Origin of the sequence: Pseudomonas sp. KCJK9111, assembly GCF_046231935.1 — a bacterium.
Lineage (GTDB): Bacteria > Pseudomonadota > Gammaproteobacteria > Pseudomonadales > Pseudomonadaceae > Aquipseudomonas > Aquipseudomonas parafulva_B.
This window is the reverse complement of the sequence record NZ_JBJJMO010000019.1, coordinates 41,394-58,021: the sequence shown is the minus strand read 5'-3', so window position 1 is coordinate 58,021 and position 16,628 is coordinate 41,394. Positions and strand designations below refer to the sequence as shown.

Annotated in this window: 16 protein-coding genes; 12 read left to right on the top strand and 4 right to left on the bottom strand. The window is 62.0% G+C overall.

Going from position 1 to position 16,628, the window contains the following annotated elements; translation table 11 throughout:
* Both ACK59L_RS09550 and ACK59L_RS09545 read right to left on the bottom strand, forming a co-directional pair.
* On the bottom strand, nt 1-1,941 hold a 1,941-nt coding region (locus ACK59L_RS09550), incomplete at its 3' end, for a MacB family efflux pump subunit (protein ID WP_409273220.1).
* Nucleotides 1,942-3,108 carry an efflux RND transporter periplasmic adaptor subunit gene (locus ACK59L_RS09545; RefSeq protein ID WP_409273218.1) on the bottom strand — a complete coding sequence of 389 codons (1,167 nt, stop codon included), beginning with the start codon at nt 3,106-3,108 and terminating at the stop codon, nt 1,942-1,944.
* Between the two features lie 211 nt (nt 3,109-3,319).
* On the opposite strand from ACK59L_RS09545, the gene ACK59L_RS09540 reads away from it, so the two are divergent.
* The 3 genes from ACK59L_RS09540 (at nt 3,320) to ACK59L_RS09530 (ending at nt 5,817) form a co-directional block, all read left to right on the top strand.
* Nucleotides 3,320-3,796: a sigma-70 family RNA polymerase sigma factor gene (locus ACK59L_RS09540; protein WP_058602651.1), complete on the top strand. Its 477-nt coding sequence runs from the start codon at nt 3,320-3,322 to the stop codon at nt 3,794-3,796.
* 153 nt (nt 3,797-3,949) lie between these two features.
* Nucleotides 3,950-4,423: a response regulator gene (locus tag ACK59L_RS09535; RefSeq protein WP_058639751.1), complete on the top strand. Its 474-nt coding sequence runs from the start codon at nt 3,950-3,952 to the stop codon at nt 4,421-4,423.
* A gap of 74 nt (nt 4,424-4,497) precedes the next feature.
* A complete protein-coding gene (locus tag ACK59L_RS09530) occupies nt 4,498-5,817 on the top strand; it encodes an MFS transporter (protein WP_409273215.1) in 1,320 nt (439 codons plus the stop codon).
* A gap of 99 nt (nt 5,818-5,916) precedes the next feature.
* On the opposite strand, the gene ACK59L_RS09525 is transcribed toward ACK59L_RS09530, so the two are convergent.
* Nucleotides 5,917-7,581 carry an electron transfer flavoprotein-ubiquinone oxidoreductase gene (locus ACK59L_RS09525; protein WP_409273213.1) on the bottom strand — a complete coding sequence of 555 codons (1,665 nt, stop codon included), beginning with the start codon at nt 7,579-7,581 and terminating at the stop codon, nt 5,917-5,919.
* 585 nt (nt 7,582-8,166) lie between these two features.
* On the opposite strand from ACK59L_RS09525, the gene ACK59L_RS09520 reads away from it, so the two are divergent.
* The 9 genes from ACK59L_RS09520 (at nt 8,167) to ACK59L_RS09480 (ending at nt 15,199) form a co-directional block, all read left to right on the top strand.
* Nucleotides 8,167-8,916 carry an electron transfer flavoprotein subunit beta/FixA family protein gene (locus tag ACK59L_RS09520; protein WP_023533596.1) on the top strand — a complete coding sequence of 250 codons (750 nt, stop codon included), beginning with the start codon at nt 8,167-8,169 and terminating at the stop codon, nt 8,914-8,916.
* Nucleotides 8,917-9,846 (top strand): electron transfer flavoprotein subunit alpha/FixB family protein, encoded by a 930-nt coding sequence (locus tag ACK59L_RS09515; protein WP_058602655.1) that lies wholly within the window; start codon nt 8,917-8,919, stop codon nt 9,844-9,846.
* Between the two features lie 74 nt (nt 9,847-9,920).
* Nucleotides 9,921-10,742: a substrate-binding periplasmic protein gene (locus ACK59L_RS09510; protein ID WP_409273211.1), complete on the top strand. Its 822-nt coding sequence runs from the start codon at nt 9,921-9,923 to the stop codon at nt 10,740-10,742.
* Nucleotides 10,743-10,751: 9 nt separating this feature from the next.
* Nucleotides 10,752-11,105 (top strand): DUF4398 domain-containing protein, encoded by a 354-nt coding sequence (locus tag ACK59L_RS09505; RefSeq protein WP_409273209.1) that lies wholly within the window; start codon nt 10,752-10,754, stop codon nt 11,103-11,105.
* Nucleotides 11,105-11,914, top strand: a complete 810-nt coding sequence (locus ACK59L_RS09500) for an OmpA family protein (RefSeq protein ID WP_409273207.1) — start codon at nt 11,105-11,107, stop codon at nt 11,912-11,914. The genes ACK59L_RS09505 and ACK59L_RS09500 overlap by 1 nt, the downstream gene beginning before the upstream one ends.
* A 293-nt stretch (nt 11,915-12,207) precedes the next feature.
* Nucleotides 12,208-13,650: a PLP-dependent aminotransferase family protein gene (locus ACK59L_RS09495; protein WP_058602659.1), complete on the top strand. Its 1,443-nt coding sequence runs from the start codon at nt 12,208-12,210 to the stop codon at nt 13,648-13,650.
* Nucleotides 13,651-13,714: 64 nt separating this feature from the next.
* A complete protein-coding gene (locus tag ACK59L_RS09490; protein ID WP_100851929.1) occupies nt 13,715-14,179 on the top strand; it encodes a hypothetical protein in 465 nt (154 codons plus the stop codon).
* 126 nt (nt 14,180-14,305) lie between these two features.
* Nucleotides 14,306-14,560, top strand: coding sequence for a YkgJ family cysteine cluster protein (locus ACK59L_RS09485; RefSeq protein ID WP_027916297.1), 255 nt, complete (start codon nt 14,306-14,308; stop codon nt 14,558-14,560).
* Nucleotides 14,561-14,593: 33 nt separating this feature from the next.
* Nucleotides 14,594-15,199, top strand: a complete 606-nt coding sequence (locus ACK59L_RS09480) for an START domain-containing protein (protein ID WP_409273222.1) — start codon at nt 14,594-14,596, stop codon at nt 15,197-15,199.
* Nucleotides 15,200-15,307: 108 nt separating this feature from the next.
* Here the strand turns inward: ACK59L_RS09480 and gltA are convergent, their stop codons facing one another.
* The gene (gltA, locus tag ACK59L_RS09475) at nt 15,308-16,597 is read right to left on the bottom strand and encodes a citrate synthase (protein WP_409273204.1); all 1,290 of its coding nucleotides are present in this window, start codon (nt 16,595-16,597) and stop codon (nt 15,308-15,310) included.
* Nucleotides 16,598-16,628 lie beyond the last annotated feature (31 nt).

Sequence of the window (16,628 nt, the reverse complement as noted above, 5' to 3'; positions counted from 1 at the left end):
CGGGTCGAGTCGGGCGGCCTTGCGTGCGGGCATGAAGCCGAACACGATGCCGGTGATCACAGCGCAGGTAAAAGCGCCAAGCATGGCAGGCAGCGCGAAGGCCACCGCGATATCGGCCAGCATCAAGCCGGCGCCGACGATCAGGGCCAGGACGATGCCGCTGAGCCCACCCACCATCGACAGCATGACCGCCTCGCTGAGGAACTGGCGCATGATGTCGCGCTGGCGCGCTCCGGTGGCCATGCGGATACCAATTTCGCGAGTACGCTCGCGCACGGTCATCAGCATGATGTTCATCACCCCAATGCCGCCCACTAGCAGCGAGATGGCCGCGATGGCGCCGAGCATCAACGACAGGCTGCTCTGGGTGCGTGCCTCGGCCTGGATCAAGGCCGCATCGTTGGTCAGTTCGAAATCGTGGCGGCCCTGGTGGCGCTGGCGCAACAGGTGATCGATGGCCGCCTCGGTCTCGTTGACCTGCGTCGAATCGCGCGCCGCGATGGTGATGTAGTCGGGGTCGCGATGACCGAACAGGCGGATGGCGGCGGCCGAGTACGGCACCACGATACGCCCGTCGCTGTCCTGGTCGCCGGAGCTGGCGCCTTTTCCCGCCAATATGCCGATCACCTGGAATGGCACGTTGCCGATCAGCAGGTATTGGCCGATCGGGTTGGCATGATCGCCCAGCATCTTCTCCCGCACTTTCTGGCCGATCACGGCGACTGCCGCCGCGCCGGCTTCGTCGGCCTGGCTGAAGAATGAGCCCTCGACCACGGGCCAGTTGAAAATGTCTTCGAACCAGGTGTTGTTGCCGCCCACGTAGAACATCTGGCTGGTGTTGTTCTGGCGCACCATGAGCTTTTCCCCGATAACGGGCATGACGTGCTTGACCTGCGGCAATTGGCCGATGGCGGCGACATCGTCCAGGGTGACGGTACCTGCCGGCTCGCCGAGTGTCGCCGGCTTGCCGTTGAGATAAAGGATGTTGGAGCCGAACGCGGCCATCTGCGCCATCACCTGGCGCTTGCTGCCTTCGCCCACGGCCAGCATGACCACCACCGAGGCTACGCCGATGACGATGCCCAGCAAGGTGAGCGCGGTGCGAAAGCGATTGATCCACATGATGCGCCAAGCTGCCTGGAGTGCTTCGACCAGCTCGCCTTTCCAGGCACCGCGCAACTGCGCCCCCTGGCCCAGGCGCTGACGCAGATCATCGGCCTGCAGGCCGGGGTGGCGGGCTGCGCCGTCGCGCTGGTCGGCCGAGTCGCTGATCATGAGGCCGTCGCGAATTTCGATGACCCGGTGCGCGCGGGCCGCGACATCGCGGTCGTGGGTGATCAGGATGATCACATGGCCTTGGCTGGCCAACTCGTCCAGCAGTGCCATGACTTCCTTGCCGCTGTGGCTGTCCAGGGCACCGGTGGGCTCGTCGGCGAGGATGATGTGGCCACCGTTCATCAATGCGCGGGCAATCGACACCCGCTGCTGCTGTCCACCCGAGAGTTGATGCGGGCGGTTGGCAGTGCGGCTTGCCAAGCCTAGCCGGTCCAACAGGGCCGCGGCGCGCACCTGGCGCTCCTGGGCCGGGATGCCTGCGTAAATGGCGGGCATTTCGACGTTTTCCAGCGCAGAGCCGGAAGGGATCAGGTGGTAACCCTGAAAGACGAATCCGAACGCCTCGCGGCGCAGCCACGCCAGTTCATCGTTGCCCAGCTCGGCCACGTCCATCCCCGCGAAGTGATAGCTGCCGCGGGTGGGACGGTCCAGGCAACCGAGGATGTTCATCAGGGTCGACTTTCCGGAGCCCGAAGCGCCAACGATGGCAACGAATTCACCGGGATGAATACGCAAGCTGATACCCCGCAGCACGTCCACCCTGGGGGTGCCGAAGCCGCCGTAAGCCTTGCAGATGTCGCGCAGTTCGATCAGGGGCGTGGTCATCTAGCCTCCACTGCCTTGGCCGATCAGTAACCGCTCACCTTCGCCCAGGCCATCGAGCACCTGCACACGCAGGCGATCGCTAAGCCCTGTTCGTACCTGACGCGGTTGCACCCGACCATCGGGGGCGAGTACCTGGGCGATGTGCATGCCATCGCGTTCGTCCAGCGCGGCCAGGGGTACGGTCAGTACACCGCTGGCCTGCCCGGCGACGAAGAACACTTGCGTGGTCATTTCGGCCATCAGCGCACCGTCAGGGTTCTCCACATCCAGCAAGACGGTGTACTGCACCACCTGAGTACCGGTGGCGCCATTGGTCGCGCTCGCCGGGCTACCGCCACCGCTGCTGGTTTGCTCCAGCGGCTTGGGTGGAATCGGCAGGATCTGCCTGACGCGGCTGCTCCAGCGGCGCTTGCCGCCTGCCAGTGTCGTGAAATAGGCCGTCATGCCGGGCTTGACCTTGCCGATGTCGGCCTCCGATACCTGCGCCCACACCGTCATCGGCGAGAGCTTGGCGATGCGCAGAATCAACGGGGTTTGCTGCTGGGCATTGAGTGTCTGGCCTTCACGGGCATCCACCGCGACCACGGTGCCGTCCATCGGGGCGTAGATGCGGGTGTAGCCCAATTCGGCTTCGTCACTGCGCAGGCTCGCCTGGGCCTGACGGATCTGCGCCTGATACATGTCGATACGCGCCTGGGTGACGCTGAGCTGCGCATTGGCCGCCTGCACATCCTCTTCGCGGGTGGCGCCGGCATCGGCCAGGCTGCGCTGGCGGGCGAGCTGCTGCTTGGCCAGTTTGAACTGGGCGCGCTGCTCGGCGAGCTGCGCCTTGAGATTGTCGATGGAAAAGCGCCCGGCATCCACGCGCGCCTGCTGTGTTGACGGGTCAATCTCCACCAGCAGTTGTCCCTTGCGCACGGTATCGCCGGCTTCGACGTGAAGCGTGCGAATCTGCCCGGAGGCTTGTGCGCCAACATCCACATAGCGCCTGGGTTGCAGCGTGCCCAGCGCGGTGACGCTGCTTTCGATGTCTGCACGCGTCACGGTGACGGTATTGGCCGGTACCGCGCCCAGGGGCAGGGTGCTCCAGGCCAGAAGACTGCCCAGGCTCAGCAGGGCGAAGCCGCCCAGAAGCAGGCGGTGGCGAGTAGCGGGTGCACGTCTCATGGGGACTTCCAGCCGAAGTGGGCCTGAGCGCAAGCAATGCCTGTGCGCAGGCAGGTCCCCGTTAAACGAAGGTCATGGTGTTGAATTTAGCCTTGGCAGGCGACCGACGTCGGTTGCTGCGGGTAATGATAATTTGTAAGATTCCAATTTGATATCACCTGCGACCCTCTGGGCTGCGCGGGGCCGTCATCGGGCGATTCAGGGTGCCGCCGTGGAACACTATTATCGCGAGTTGGTCAATTTTCTGAGCGCACGCCTTGGCAGCCGCCAGGCTGCCGAAGATGTGGCCCATGACGCCTACGTTCGGGTACTGGAGCGTGTCGATGCGCAAGTGATCGAGCACCCTCGCGCGTTTCTTTATCGCACCGCGCTCAACCTGGTGGTGGATCGACATCGGCGCCACTTGATTCGCCAGACCGAACCGCTGGAAGTGCTCGACGAGGGCGTTCAGTGGCAGCACACGGTCTGGTCCCAGGACATGCACCACGCCCAGCGGCTGGACCTGCTCAAGCGCGCCTTGGACGAATTGCCCAAGCCATGCCGTGACAGCTTTCTGCTGCGCAAGCTCGAAGGCTTGTCCCACCCGCAGATCGCCGAGCGGCTGGGCCTGTCGCGTAGCCTAGTGGAAAAGCACATCGTCAATGCCATGAAACACTGCCGGCAACGCATGCGCCAGTGGGAGTCCTGACGGCACGCCGCGCAAACTGCACATTCTGTTGGGCCGCCGCTTGCTTTCCGAGGGTTTCCCGGCTTGTATCTAGGGGTATCAATGCCGGACCTGGCATGGGCTTGACGGGCTCGGCCAGGTCTTGGGCGCTCCTACCACTGTCCAGGTTCGACCATGGCCAACAAGTCCTTGCGTATCCTGATTGCCGATGCCCACCCGCACCAACGCCTGCAACTGGAGCGTATGCTCAATGGCCTGGGGTATTACCGTATTGCCCCTGTCGACAGTTTCGAGGAGCTGCAGCGCCTGGTACTCGGTGCCCTGCAGCCCTTCCACCTGCTGCTGGGCAACATCGAATTGGCCAGCCACGCAGGCGTAGACCTGGTACGGTTTTGCCGGGTCAGCACGCAGATCCAGCATGCCCTGCTTTACCATTGCGCCCAGCTGAAGGTGCCTGCGGTGCCCCAGGCCGAGCGCCAGGCGGTCAGCCTGAGCCTGCCCCACGTACCTGACGATGACGCCCTGGCGTCGTTCATGTCCATCATCGACGCACCTGTGGTGGTGGGCACCTTGCCTATGCCGGACGGGCTACGCAGGGCGGGCCCCAGAGCGCCCGGCAACTTGGCCCAGACGGTCTTTCATCGCTGAGCCGGGCAGGGTAGGGGGCAACCGGGTCGCTATTTGCTATCCTCCGGCCTTTGACCATTGCTGCGAAACCTGCCATGACTGCCACCGATACTGCTCGTCCACCCCGGTTCACCCGCCGTGACCACCGGACGCTGGGCCTGGCTGCGCTGGGCGGCGCGCTGGAAATCTACGATTTCATCATCTTCGTCTTTTTTGCCCTGACCCTCAGCCAGCTATTCTTCCCGCCCGAAATGCCTCAATGGCTGCGGCTGCTGCAAAGTTTCGGCATCTTCGTCACCGGTTACCTGGCCCGGCCGTTGGGTGGCATCCTGATGGCGCATTTCGCGGATCACCTGGGCCGCAAGCGCGTTTTCAGCCTCAGCATTCTGATGATGGCGCTGCCTTGCCTGCTCATCGGCGTCATGCCGACGTATGCCGACATCGGCTACGCGGCGCCGTTGCTGCTGCTGGCTCTGCGCATTCTGCAGGGGGCTGCAGTCGGCGGTGAAGTGCCCAGTGCCTGGACCTTCGTTGCCGAACATGCACCGCCCGGGCGACGCGGCTATGCCTTGGGTTTTCTGCAGGCTGGGCTCACGTTCGGCTATCTGCTGGGCGCCCTGACGGCAACCTTGCTGGCCCACGTGTTCTCGCCCGAGGAAATACTCAGCTACGCCTGGCGTTATCCGTTCCTGCTGGGGGGCGTGTTCGGGGTCATCGGCGTGTGGTTGCGCCGCTGGCTGAGTGAAACACCGGTTTTTGTGGCCTTGCGCAGCCAGCAGGCCCCGGTGAAGTTTCCCTTGCGACAGGTGCTTGGCGAACATAAACGTGCCTTGGCGCCAGCGGCGTTGCTGACCTGCGTGCTGACCTCGGCAGTGGTGGTGCTGGTGGTGATCACCCCGACGGTCATGCAGCAGCGCTTTGGCATGAGTGCCGGGGATACCTTTGCCCTGAGCAGCGTGGGCATCGTGTTTCTGAATCTGGGCTGTGTGCTTGCCGGGTTGCTGGTCGACCGCGTGGGCGCGTGGCGGGCGCTGCTGCTGTACAGCGTGCTGCTACCCCTGGGGGTCGGCGTGCTCTATGCCAGCCTGATCGGGCACTGGGGCATGACATGGGTGGCCTATGCCCTGGCGGGCTTGTCGTGCGGCGTGGTGGGCGTGGTGCCCTCGGTCATGGTCGGGCTGTTCCCCGCGCAGATTCGCGTATCGGGCATTTCGTTCACCTACAACGTGGCCTATGCGCTGTGGGCCAGTATCACGCCCTTGGCGCTTATCGCACTGATGCCATGGAGCCCTTGGGTATGTGTGGGTTTCTGTCTGGTGATGGGCGGGGTGGGGGTAATGACTGCGGTGTACTTCGGGCGACGAGAGCCCTTGGCGGCGGGTGAACCTGGGCTTGAGCTCTCGCGCACGGCCTGACACGTGTGACCCTGCCGTTTCCGAGCACGCCCTGGCCGATATAAAAAGCCCCCGGTTCGAGAGAACCGGGGGCTTCTTGTATCGGCCAGGGCGAGGTGACTACATGTTCGGGTAGTTGGGCCCGCCAGCGCCTTCGGGCGTGACCCAGGTGATGTTCTGGGCCGGGTCCTTGATGTCGCACGTCTTGCAGTGCACGCAGTTCTGCGCGTTGATCTGGAAACGCTTGCTGCCATCTTCCTGAGTGACTACTTCGTAGACGCCTGCCGGGCAATAACGCTGGGCAGGTTCGTCATACAGCGGCAGGTTGCTGGCGATCGGAATGGTCGGGTCGGCCAGCTTCAGGTGGCAGGGCTGCTCTTCTTCATGGTTGGTGCTGGACAGGAACACCGAGCTGAGCTTGTCGAAGCTGAGCTTGCCGTCAGGCTTGGGGTACTCGATCTTTTGCGAATCTGCGGCCAGCTTCAGGCAGGCATAGTCAGGCTTGGTGTCGCGCAGCGTGAAGGGCAGCTTGCCGGCGAACCAGTTCTGGTCGATGTAGTTGAACGCAGCACCCAGCAACGGGCCGAACTTGTGCATGGCCGGGCCGAAGTTGCGGCTGGCGAACAGCTCTTCATGCAGCCAGCTGGCCTTGAAGGCGCTGACATAGCCGTCTAGCTGGTCACCGCCCTCACTGCCGGCGATCAGGGCGTCAGCGACGGCCTCTGCAGCGAGCATGCCCGACTTCATGGCCGTATGGCTGCCCTTGATCTTGGCAACGTTCATGGTACCCAGGTCGCAACCGATCAGGGCGCCGCCCTTGAATACCATCTTGGGCAGCGAGTTGATGCCGCCCTTGGCCAGCGCGCGCGCACCGTAGCTGATGCGTTTGCCGCCTTCGAGGTACTGGCTGATCACCGGGTGGTGCTTCAGGCGCTGGAACTCGTCGAAGGGCGACAGGTAGGGGTTGGCATAGGACAGGTCGACGATCAGCCCGACGACCACCTGGTTGTTCTCCAGATGGTAGAGGAACGAGCCACCGGTGTTGTCCTTGGCCATGACGTCCAGCGGCCAGCCGGCGGTGTGCACCACCAGGCCTTGCTGGTGTTTGGCTGGGTCGATTTCCCACAGTTCCTTGAGCCCGATGCCGTAGTGCTGCACGTCCGAATCGCTGTCCAGTTTGAAGCGCTTGATCAGTTGCTTGCCGATGTGGCCACGGCAGCCTTCGGCGAACAAGGTGTATTTGGCGCGCAATTCCATGCCTGGCGTGTACAAGCCTTCCTTGGGCTGGCCTTCGCGATCAACCCCCAGGTCGCCCGTGACGATGCCGCGTACGACGCCGTCTTCGTCGAACAGCGCTTCCTGGGCTGCGAAGCCTGGGTAGATCTCGACACCCAGGTTCTCGGCCTGCTGGGCCAGCCAGCGGCACAGGTTGCCCAGCGAGATGATGTAGTTGCCCTGGTTGTGCATGGTCTTGGGCACGAACAGGTCAGGTACCTTGGTGGCGCTGCCGGCATCCTTGAGCACGTAGATGTCGTCACGCTTGACCTTGGTGTTCAGCGGCGCGCCCAGCGCCTTCCAGTCCGGGAACAGCTCGTTCAGGGCGCGTGGCTCAAACACGGCGCCGGAGAGAATATGGGCACCGACTTCGGAGCCTTTTTCCACCACGCAGACGCTGATTTCGCTACCGGCTTCGGCGGCCTTCTGCTTCAGGCGGCAGGCGGCGGACAGGCCCGCCGGGCCGGCGCCGACGATGACCACGTCGAATTCCATGTATTCGCGTTCCACAGGTTCTCTCCTACTCATCAAGGCTCATAGCTGTTGCTTTGTCTTATGGGTGCGCGGGCATTCGCAGCGGTGGCCAGGCCACCAGGTTGTAGCTGGGCAAATGACGAACTACACCGTTTTGTCTTGGACGCGCATTATATCTACACCACTTGACCGGTCCAATACAAACGTTTGTTTGAATTTGCCGCAGCCCAGTAAAATCAAAGGAAGGCGGCTGGAAGGTGACCGATTTGCCGTATTGACCGGATGGGGTGATACGGTCAAGATACGAGCGGTTTTACGTTCGCCGTAGGCTTGCAGCCGGGCGCAGGTACACCTCTAAAGACCAGGTGTGGAGCAGGGTTTTCAAGCGTTCAAGCGGTTTGTAGTGAAGTCTACACGCCACGACAGCAAATGACCCGCGTGCATTTTTGCCCCAGGCATGTGCACATCAGTGATGGGTCGGCGAACGCCGGGGCGCACTGGGTTGCGTTCACCATGAAAACTTCGTCTGCGGCTTGTTTCCAGAGGTGCCCTTGTACCCACGCGTATCGCAGGGCCTAGTCCCAGGCGACTATCTATTCACCGGAGAGTAACGAGGAATCCATGAAGGTTCTTGTAGCTGTCAAACGAGTGGTCGACTACAACGTCAAGGTTCGCGTCAAGGCGGACAACTCCGGCGTCGACCTTGCTAACGTCAAGATGTCCATGAACCCCTTCTGCGAAATTGCCGTGGAAGAGGCCGTTCGCCTGAAAGAAAAAGGCGTTGCGACCGAGATCGTCGTCGTATCCGTCGGCCCGACTACCGCCCAGGAGCAGTTGCGTACCGCCCTGGCGCTGGGTGCCGACCGCGCCATCCTGGTCGAAGCAGCCGACGAACTGAACTCCCTGGCAGTGGCCAAGGCGCTCAAGGCCGTGGTCGACAAGGAGCAGCCGCAGCTGGTCATCCTCGGCAAGCAGGCCATCGACAGTGACAACAACCAGACTGGCCAGATGCTCGCCGCACTGACCGGTTACGCCCAGGGCACTTTCGCGTCCAAGGTCGAAGTCGCTGGCGACAAGCTCAACGTCACCCGTGAAATCGACGGCGGCCTGCAAACCGTCGCGCTCAACCTGCCGGCCATCGTCACCACCGACCTGCGCCTGAACGAGCCGCGCTACGCGTCGTTGCCCAACATCATGAAGGCCAAGAAGAAGCCGCTCGAGACCCTGACGCCGGATGCGCTGGGCGTTTCCCTGGCCTCTACCAACAAGACCCTGAAAGTGGAAGCACCCGCTGCCCGTGGCGCTGGCATCAAGGTCAAATCGGTGGCCGAACTGGTCGAGAAGCTGAAGAACGAAGCGAAGGTAATCTAAATGACTATCCTGGTTGTCGCTGAATACGAGAACGGTGCCGTAGCGCCGTCCACCCTCAATACCGTTGCTGCTGCCGCCAAAATTGGTGGTGATGTGCACGTACTGGTCGCCGGTCACAATGTAGGTGCCATTGGCGAATCCGCCGCCAAGATCGCCGGCGTGGCCAAGGTTCTGGTCGCCGATAATGCCGCTTACGCCCATGCGCTGCCCGAGAACGTTGCGCCGTTGATCGTCGAGCTTGCCCAGGGCTACAGCCACGTGCTGGCCCCGGCCACCACCAATGGCAAGAACACCCTGCCGCGCGTTGCAGCGCTGCTGGACGTCGATCAGATCTCCGAAATCATCTCGGTCGAATCTGCCGACACCTTCAAGCGCCCGATCTACGCGGGTAACGCCATCGCGACCGTGCAGTCGAGCGCCAGCGTGAAGGTCATCACCGTGCGCACGACCGGCTTTGATGCCGTGGCTGCCGAGGGTGGCGCCGCCGCTGTCGAGGCAGTGGGTGCTGCCCACGATGCTGGCATCTCGGCGTTCGTTTCCGAAGAGCTGGCCAAGTCCGATCGTCCCGAGCTGACTGCTGCCAAAATCGTCGTTTCCGGCGGGCGCGGCATGGGTAACGGCGATAACTTCAGCCACCTGTACAGCCTGGCCGATAAACTGGGTGCCGCTGTTGGCGCTTCCCGTGCAGCGGTCGATGCGGGCTTCGTGCCCAACGACATGCAGGTCGGCCAGACCGGCAAGATCGTCGCTCCGCAGTTGTACATCGCCGTCGGTATCTCGGGCGCCATCCAGCACCTGGCCGGTATGAAGGATTCCAAGGTGATCGTGGCGATCAACAAGGACGAAGAGGCACCGATCTTCCAGGTGGCCGACTACGGCCTGGTTGCCGACCTGTTCGAAGCCGTGCCGGAGCTGGAAAAGCTGGTCTGATCCGCTGGCTTCACTTATAAAGAACCCGGCCCTCTTGTTGAGGGCCGGGTTTTTTTATGGTCGAGGAGTGTGGGATGAGGTTGGGTGCAACGGGCAGGGCGCTGGCCTGCATGACAGTTCTGGTATCGCCACTGGCGATGGCGGCAGGCAAGTGCGAACGCCTGGTGGCCACCGGCAGCCCCGACGCGCCGCCCTATTCGTGGCAGGATCCTAAAGACCCTAAGCACCTGATTGGCGCCAACGTCGACTTGCTGCGCCAAGTCGCGGGCGAGCTGGGTATCAAGGTGGAAGTGCTCAATGCCGGCCGGCGCGACCAGGCCCTTGAGGAGGTGCGCAGCGGGCGCATGGATCTGCTGCTCGATGCGCCGTTGCAAGTTGAGCAATTGACATCGCTGGACTATATCCACCCGCCGTTGCAGCTCAACGAGTATTTGGTATGGACGCGTCACGACGCCGAGTTGACCTTCGAAGGCCCAGCCGACCTTGCACGGTATCGGGGCAGCCTTTCGGAGCGAGCGCGTTTGACCCCCGCGTTCACTGCGTTTGCCAAAGACCAGTTGAAACCGGTGATGGCGCAGAACCTGACCCAGGCCTTTCAGAAGTTGGTGCTCGGCCAAGTGGACTATGTGCTGGCCGGTCGTTACTCGGGCATGGCCATGGTCCAGAGCCTGTGCATGAACGATGCCCTGATTGCCCGCGGCCTACCCGTTGATCGACCCGGGCTATACGTGGCGCTGTCCCATGACTCGGCGTGCAACGACAGTTGGCTGCGTGGGCATTTGGCGAAAAAACTGACAGAATTGCCCATCTCCGGTACGTCCGATGCTGTGCTGCAGACCAATCTCGAGCGCTGGAAGGCGCAATTGCAGGTGCAGGGCGACGCCCCCAAACACTAGGAAGATCGCGTGAAAACCCAACCTTTGATCCTTGCCATGGCCGTGCTTGCCCTGGCTGGCTGTGCCAACGACCCTGCCCCGGATGAGCAGATGCGCCTCTCCGAACAGGCCCTGGAACAAGCAAAAGCGGTTGGTGCTACCGACCAGGTCGAAGCGTTCAAGCTGGCCGAAGACAAACTGGGACGTGCTCGTACAAACATGCTCACACAGGATTTTCGCGACGCTCGCATGCGCGCCGAACAGGCTGAACTCGATGCTCGGCTGGCCGAGGCACAAGTGTTGAATCAAAAGAGCGATGAGCAGTTGCAACTGCTGCAATCGAAGATCAAGCGCCTGCGCAAACAATTGGAGGTGCAGCCATGATGGCGCGTGGTTCTTTCACGGTACTGACGTTGCTGGCCCTTGCAGCAGGCCTGACCGGTTGCGCCAGCCAGCGCAGCACGGCCGCGCTGGATCAAGCCGCTGCCAGCTTCCAGAAGGTCAAGGATGACTCGGATGTGCTGCGCAGCGCGCCGCGTGATGTGATCCGCGCCGGCGAGTCGCTGTCGCGCGCCGAGCGTTTGTCCAGCTACATGGGTACCGGTGCCGATGTGCGCCATTACGCCTACCTCAGTCAACGCTACAGCGAAATTGCCAGTGAGCACGCCAAGCTTGCGCTGAATCAGGAGCGCCAGGCCAAGCTCGACTTGGAACGCCAACGGCTGCAACTGGCGCTGCGCGAGGCCAAGCTGGCCAGCGTGCAGCAACAGGGCAAATGGGTCGAGTCGCAGATCGTCGCACTGGCGTCGGAGCAGCCCGACCGTGGCTTGGTCATGACGCTGGGTGACGTACTGTTCGATACCGGCAGCGCCGACCTCAAGAACTCGGCCAGCCGGACGGTGCTCAAGCTTGTGCAGTTCCTCCAGCTCAACCCCCGCCGCATAGTGCGCATCGAAGGTTATACCGACAGCACTGGCACGCCTGAAGAGAATCTCAAGCTGTCCCGCGACCGGGCGCAGGCCGTGGCCGATATGCTGGCCGACCTGGGCATCGATGAAAAACGGATGCTAGTCGAGGGCTATGGCGACCAATACCCGGTTGAGGTCAACGCCTCGGAGCGGGGCAGGGCGCAGAATCGACGGGTTGAGATCGTGTTCTCCGACGACAAGGGCAAGCTCGCGCCAGCACGCTGATGGGTGGGTGTCAGGCCCGGGCAATGGGTCATGCTGGCCGTCGAAATGGGCAGTGCATGGCAGCCGTTGCCCCTGCGCGTGAATGACTTTAGGGCGCTTGCCACCTGCCGGATAGGCTCATGACCAGCATGCCCGCACACCGTTTACGTGCCGGTGCTGCAAATCGCTTCCAAGCACGTGTACCGTTGACTATTCTGTCATCTGTCCCAGTACACTTTGCAACTGTTCCGGTATCCTGAACCGCAGTGAGCGACACAAGAATAATGAGCCTGTCCGCGCGTCGAGATCCAGTCATGACCAACCTGCTGTTATACCAGCGTATCGCCCAGCAACTGGCCGAAGACATCCGGCGCGGTGTCTACCAGCCAGGCGAACGGGTGCCTTCGGTGCGCAAGATGAGTGCGCAGCTCAATGTCAGCCATGCCACCGTCCTGCAAGCGTATGCCAACCTGGAGGACCAGGGGTTGATTCGCGCGCGTCCCCAGTCTGGCTACTATGTGCACCAGACCCCGGCGCTAACGGCGCCCACGCCGGACATCGCGCGCGTGGAGCGCCCCGGTCTGGTGACCCGGGCCAGCATCATCCAGCAGGTGCTGACCGAGGCGCGCCGCGATGGCGTATTCGCCTTCGGCGCGGCCGTGCCACATGTCGACTATCTGCCCGTGCGAGCCTTGCACCAGCAACTGGCCAAGGTGACACGCTTTCACAGCCCGCGCGCCTTCAGCTACATGTTCAGCCCAGGCTTCGAGCCCCTGCGTCGGCAGATCGCCATTCGCATGCGCGACGCCGGCGTGCTGGTCGACCCACAGGAGGTGATCGTCACCCATGGCTGTGTCGATGCCTTGCAGATGTCGCTGCGTGTGCTCACCAAGCCCGGCGACCTGATCGCGGCCGAGTCGCCGACCTACTACGGTCTTCTGCAATTGGCGGACTTGCTCGGGTTGAAAGTGATCGAGATCCCCAGCGACCCCTCGACCGGCATCAGTCTCGAGGCCTTGCAGTTGGCCGCCAACCAATGGTCCATCAAGGCGTTGGTGTTAACCGCGCGGTTGAGCAACCCGCTAGGAGGGACCGTTCCTGAAGAGCGGCAAAAGCAGTTGCTGCGCCTGGCATCGGACTACGACATCCAGATCGTCGAAGATGACATCTATGGCGAGTTGATGTTCGAGCAGGGCAAGACCAAGGCTTTGAAAGCGTTCGATCGTCTGGACAGGGTCATCTACTGCTCAAGCTTCTCCAAGACGCTCTCGCCTGGCGTGCGAGTGGGCTGGATGATTGCCGGCCGCTACCAGGACGAGATCCAGCGCTTGCAGACCTTCACCACCCATTCGGCGTGCAGCGTGACCCAGATGGCGGTAGCGGCTTACCTGGAAAACGGTGGTTATGATCGCCATCTTCGCTTCATTCGCCAGGAGTACCGCAAGAACCTCAGTGCGTATCAGTTGGCGGTGCAGCAGCACTTCCCGGAGGGCACGCAGATGACGCGCCCAACGGGCGGCTTCATTCTGTGGGTGAGCTTGCCTGGCCGGGTCAATACCCAGGAGCTGCACGTGCGGGCGCTGGAGCAGGGGATCAGCATCGCGCCGGGGCTGATTTTCAGCAACACCGAGCAGTTCAACCACTGTATCCGCCTGAACTGCGGGATTCCATGGAACAAGGAGGCCGAGCGCGCAGTCATCACCTTGGGACTACTGGCACAACAATTGTGCAGGGAGCCTGCAACCCCACTTTTGTGAGGCTTGCCAGGCGGCTGCAGAACAGGGAGCATACGCATTTTCCATGGGGTTCTGTCCATTTGCCATGAACGCACTGCGCCGGTATCTGATGGTCTTGTGTCTGCTGCCTGTGGTTCTGCCGGGCAGCCCAGCCCAGGCTGCCCAGCCAGCAAGCCAGGCACAGTCCGCTACAGGTAAAGCGCAAGTCAAGCCCAAGGCACAGCAAAGTGCTCGCAAGGCAGTCAGCAAGCGCGCTAAATCGACGCACAAAAAGGTCAGCAAGCAAGTGGCCAAGCCATTGCCGAAAGCCAACCTCGACCTGAGCTTGCCGACCGAGCTGGTGGATAACCTGCAGCCGAATGTGGGTGAGCCATCGCCCATCAAGAAGCGCAAGCCCTTGCTGCCGCCGTTGTTCGTTGAAAAGTCTGAAGCCGACAGTCCGTTTCAACTTAACGGCCGCTTGATCAGCAACGAAATGCAATTGCAGCTTCGCAACGACAGCCGCCGGGATGTCGAAGGCGCCGCCATCGATTTCGAGTACCGTCAGTGAGCGGGGACTGACCGGCCAGTCAGTGGATTTTCATCTGGGTGGCAATTTCAAACGTCTGTTTGAGCGGTTACTATCCGTGTGTGCCGCCCTATCCCGTTCTCTGGAGTCCTGATTCACTTGAATGCCATGAAATGCCGCGAAGGCTGCGGCGCCTGTTGCATTGCGCCATCCATCACCTCAGCCATGCCACTGATGCCCGAGGGCAAGCCGGCAGGGGTGAGGTGTCTGCACCTTACCCCTGCGAACCTGTGCGACCTGTTCGGCAAGCCCGAGCGGCCGGCGGTCTGTGGCGGTTTCAAGGCCGATCCCGAGGTGTGCGGCGCTGACAATGAAGAGGCGATCAGGATTCTGGGCTGGTGGGAGCGGGTAACGGCGGCGTGACAGGCTGGATCTTCGACAACAAGGATAAACATGATGAGATCGTTCAAGCGTATTGCGCTGCTGTGTGGCGTCAGTGTTCTGTTTGCACCTGTTGCCTTGGCTGAAAACTGGCAGGTGGCCAAGGACGAGGAGGGCATCAAGGTTTCTCTCAGTGAAGTGCCGGGTTCCAAGTACAAGGCTTACCGAGGCGTGACCGTCATCAAGGCGCCGCTGATCAAGGTTCAGGCGTTGCAGGAGGATGTGGCCGGGGCTTGTGCCTGGATTCACGAGTGCAAGCTGCAGAAACTGCTCAAGCATGAGGGTGACCAGAGCTGGACCTACACCCAGTTCAATACTCCCTGGCCTGTGACGCCACGCGACTCCGTACTGCGTGTAACCACGGTCAAGAGTGCCGATGGCAGTCTAACGCGCAACCTCGTCGAAGAGCCTGCCTACGTGCCCGAGGAGAAGGGCTTCGTGCGGGTGGCGAAGGTAGACGGTTTCTGGAAGCTGGTGCCCAAGGGTGACAGCACGGAGGTCACGTACCAGGTGCATACCGAGCCAGGCGGCAGTGTGCCGGCGATGGTTGCCAACAAGTTCGTGGTGGAAGCGCCGTTCAATACGCTCAAGGCGCTTCGGGCGCGCGCTGAGAAAAACTGACGTTTCTCTGCCGGAAGGGTGAAGGCCGCCTGTCACAAGAGGCGGTCAGCACTGGACATACGAAAAAGGCTGCCCGAGGGCAGCCTTTTGGCATTGGGCGTTGAACGCTTACTTGCGGTCGCTCAGTGCCACGATGTCGCGCTTCGCCTCGCCAGTGTACAGCTGGCGCGGACGGCCGATCTTGTACGGGCTGGAGAGCATTTCCTTCCAGTGCGAAATCCAGCCTACGGTGCGCGCCAGGGCAAAGATCACGGTGAACATGCTGGTCGGAATGCCGATGGCCTTCAGGATGATGCCCGAGTAGAAGTCGACGTTCGGGTACAGCGAGCGCTCGATGAAGTAAGGATCGGTCAGGGCGATCTCTTCCAGGCGCATGGCCAGTTCGAGCTGCGGGTCGTTCTTGATGCCCAGCTCGCGCAGGACTTCGTCGCAGGTCTGCTTCATCACGGTGGCGCGCGGGTCGCGGTTCTTGTAGACACGATGACCGAAGCCCATGAGCTTGAACGGATCGTTCTTGTCCTTGGCCTTGGCGATGAAGGTGTCGATGTTGGACACATCGCCAATCTCATCGAGCATGGTCAGTACCGCTTCGTTGGCACCGCCGTGGGCCGGGCCCCAGAGTGCCGCGATGCCGGCAGCGATGCAGGCGAACGGGTTGGCACCCGACGAACCTGCCAGGCGCACGGTGGAGGTGGAGGCGTTCTGCTCGTGGTCGGCGTGGAGGATGAAGATCCGGTCCATTGCCTTGGCCAGCACCGGGCTGATCGGTTTGATCTCGCACGGGGTGTTGAACATCATGTGCAGGAAGTTTTCCGCATACGACAGGTCGTTGCGCGGGTACATCATGGGCTGGCCCATGGAGTACTTGTACACCATCGCGGCCAGGGTCGGCATCTTGGCGACCAGGCGCACCGCGGAAATTTCGCGGTGTTGCGGGTTATTGATGTCCAGGGAGTCGTGGTAGAAGGCCGACAGGGCGCCGACCACACCGCACATCACCGCCATCGGGTGAGCGTCGCGGCGGAAGCCGTTGAAGAACGTCTTGAGCTGTTCGTGAACCATGGTGTGGTTCTTGACGGTGCTGACGAACTGGGCTTTCTGCTCGGCATTGGGGAGTTCGCCGTTGAGCAGCAGGTAGCAGGTCTCGAGGTAGTCGGACTGTTCGGCCAGTTGTTCGATGGGATAGCCGCGATGCAGCAGGATACCCTTGTCGCCGTCGATGTAGGTGATCTTCGACTCGCACGAGGCGGTTGCCATGAAACCAGGGTCGAAGGTGAAGTGACCAGTGGTCCCCAACCCGCGGACGTCGATTACATCAGGACCAACCGTGCCGGTTAAAATGGGCAGCTCGACGGGGGCAGTGCCCTCGATGACCAACTGCGCTTTTTTGTCAGCCATGTGGCCTCCTATTAATGCTTGAAATCATCAG

Bases quoted from the DNA above. Each gene is read 5' to 3' on its own strand.
- ACK59L_RS09545 (WP_409273218.1), bottom strand. From the start codon at position 3,108: ATGAGACGTGCACCCGCTACTCGCCACCGCCTGCTTCTGGGCGGCTTC.
- ACK59L_RS09535 (WP_058639751.1), top strand. From the start codon at position 3,950: ATGGCCAACAAGTCCTTGCGTATCCTGATTGCCGATGCCCACCCGCAC.
- ACK59L_RS09530 (WP_409273215.1), top strand. From the start codon at position 4,498: ATGACTGCCACCGATACTGCTCGTCCACCCCGGTTCACCCGCCGTGAC.
- ACK59L_RS09520 (WP_023533596.1), top strand. From the start codon at position 8,167: ATGAAGGTTCTTGTAGCTGTCAAACGAGTGGTCGACTACAACGTCAAG.
- ACK59L_RS09515 (WP_058602655.1), top strand. From the start codon at position 8,917: ATGACTATCCTGGTTGTCGCTGAATACGAGAACGGTGCCGTAGCGCCG.
- ACK59L_RS09510 (WP_409273211.1), top strand. From the start codon at position 9,921: ATGAGGTTGGGTGCAACGGGCAGGGCGCTGGCCTGCATGACAGTTCTG.
- ACK59L_RS09500 (WP_409273207.1), top strand. From the start codon at position 11,105: ATGGCGCGTGGTTCTTTCACGGTACTGACGTTGCTGGCCCTTGCAGCA.
- ACK59L_RS09495 (WP_058602659.1), top strand. From the start codon at position 12,208: ATGACCAACCTGCTGTTATACCAGCGTATCGCCCAGCAACTGGCCGAA.
- ACK59L_RS09490 (WP_100851929.1), top strand. From the start codon at position 13,715: ATGAACGCACTGCGCCGGTATCTGATGGTCTTGTGTCTGCTGCCTGTG.
- ACK59L_RS09485 (WP_027916297.1), top strand. From the start codon at position 14,306: ATGAAATGCCGCGAAGGCTGCGGCGCCTGTTGCATTGCGCCATCCATC.
- ACK59L_RS09480 (WP_409273222.1), top strand. From the start codon at position 14,594: ATGAGATCGTTCAAGCGTATTGCGCTGCTGTGTGGCGTCAGTGTTCTG.
- gltA (WP_409273204.1), bottom strand. From the start codon at position 16,597: ATGGCTGACAAAAAAGCGCAGTTGGTCATCGAGGGCACTGCCCCCGTC.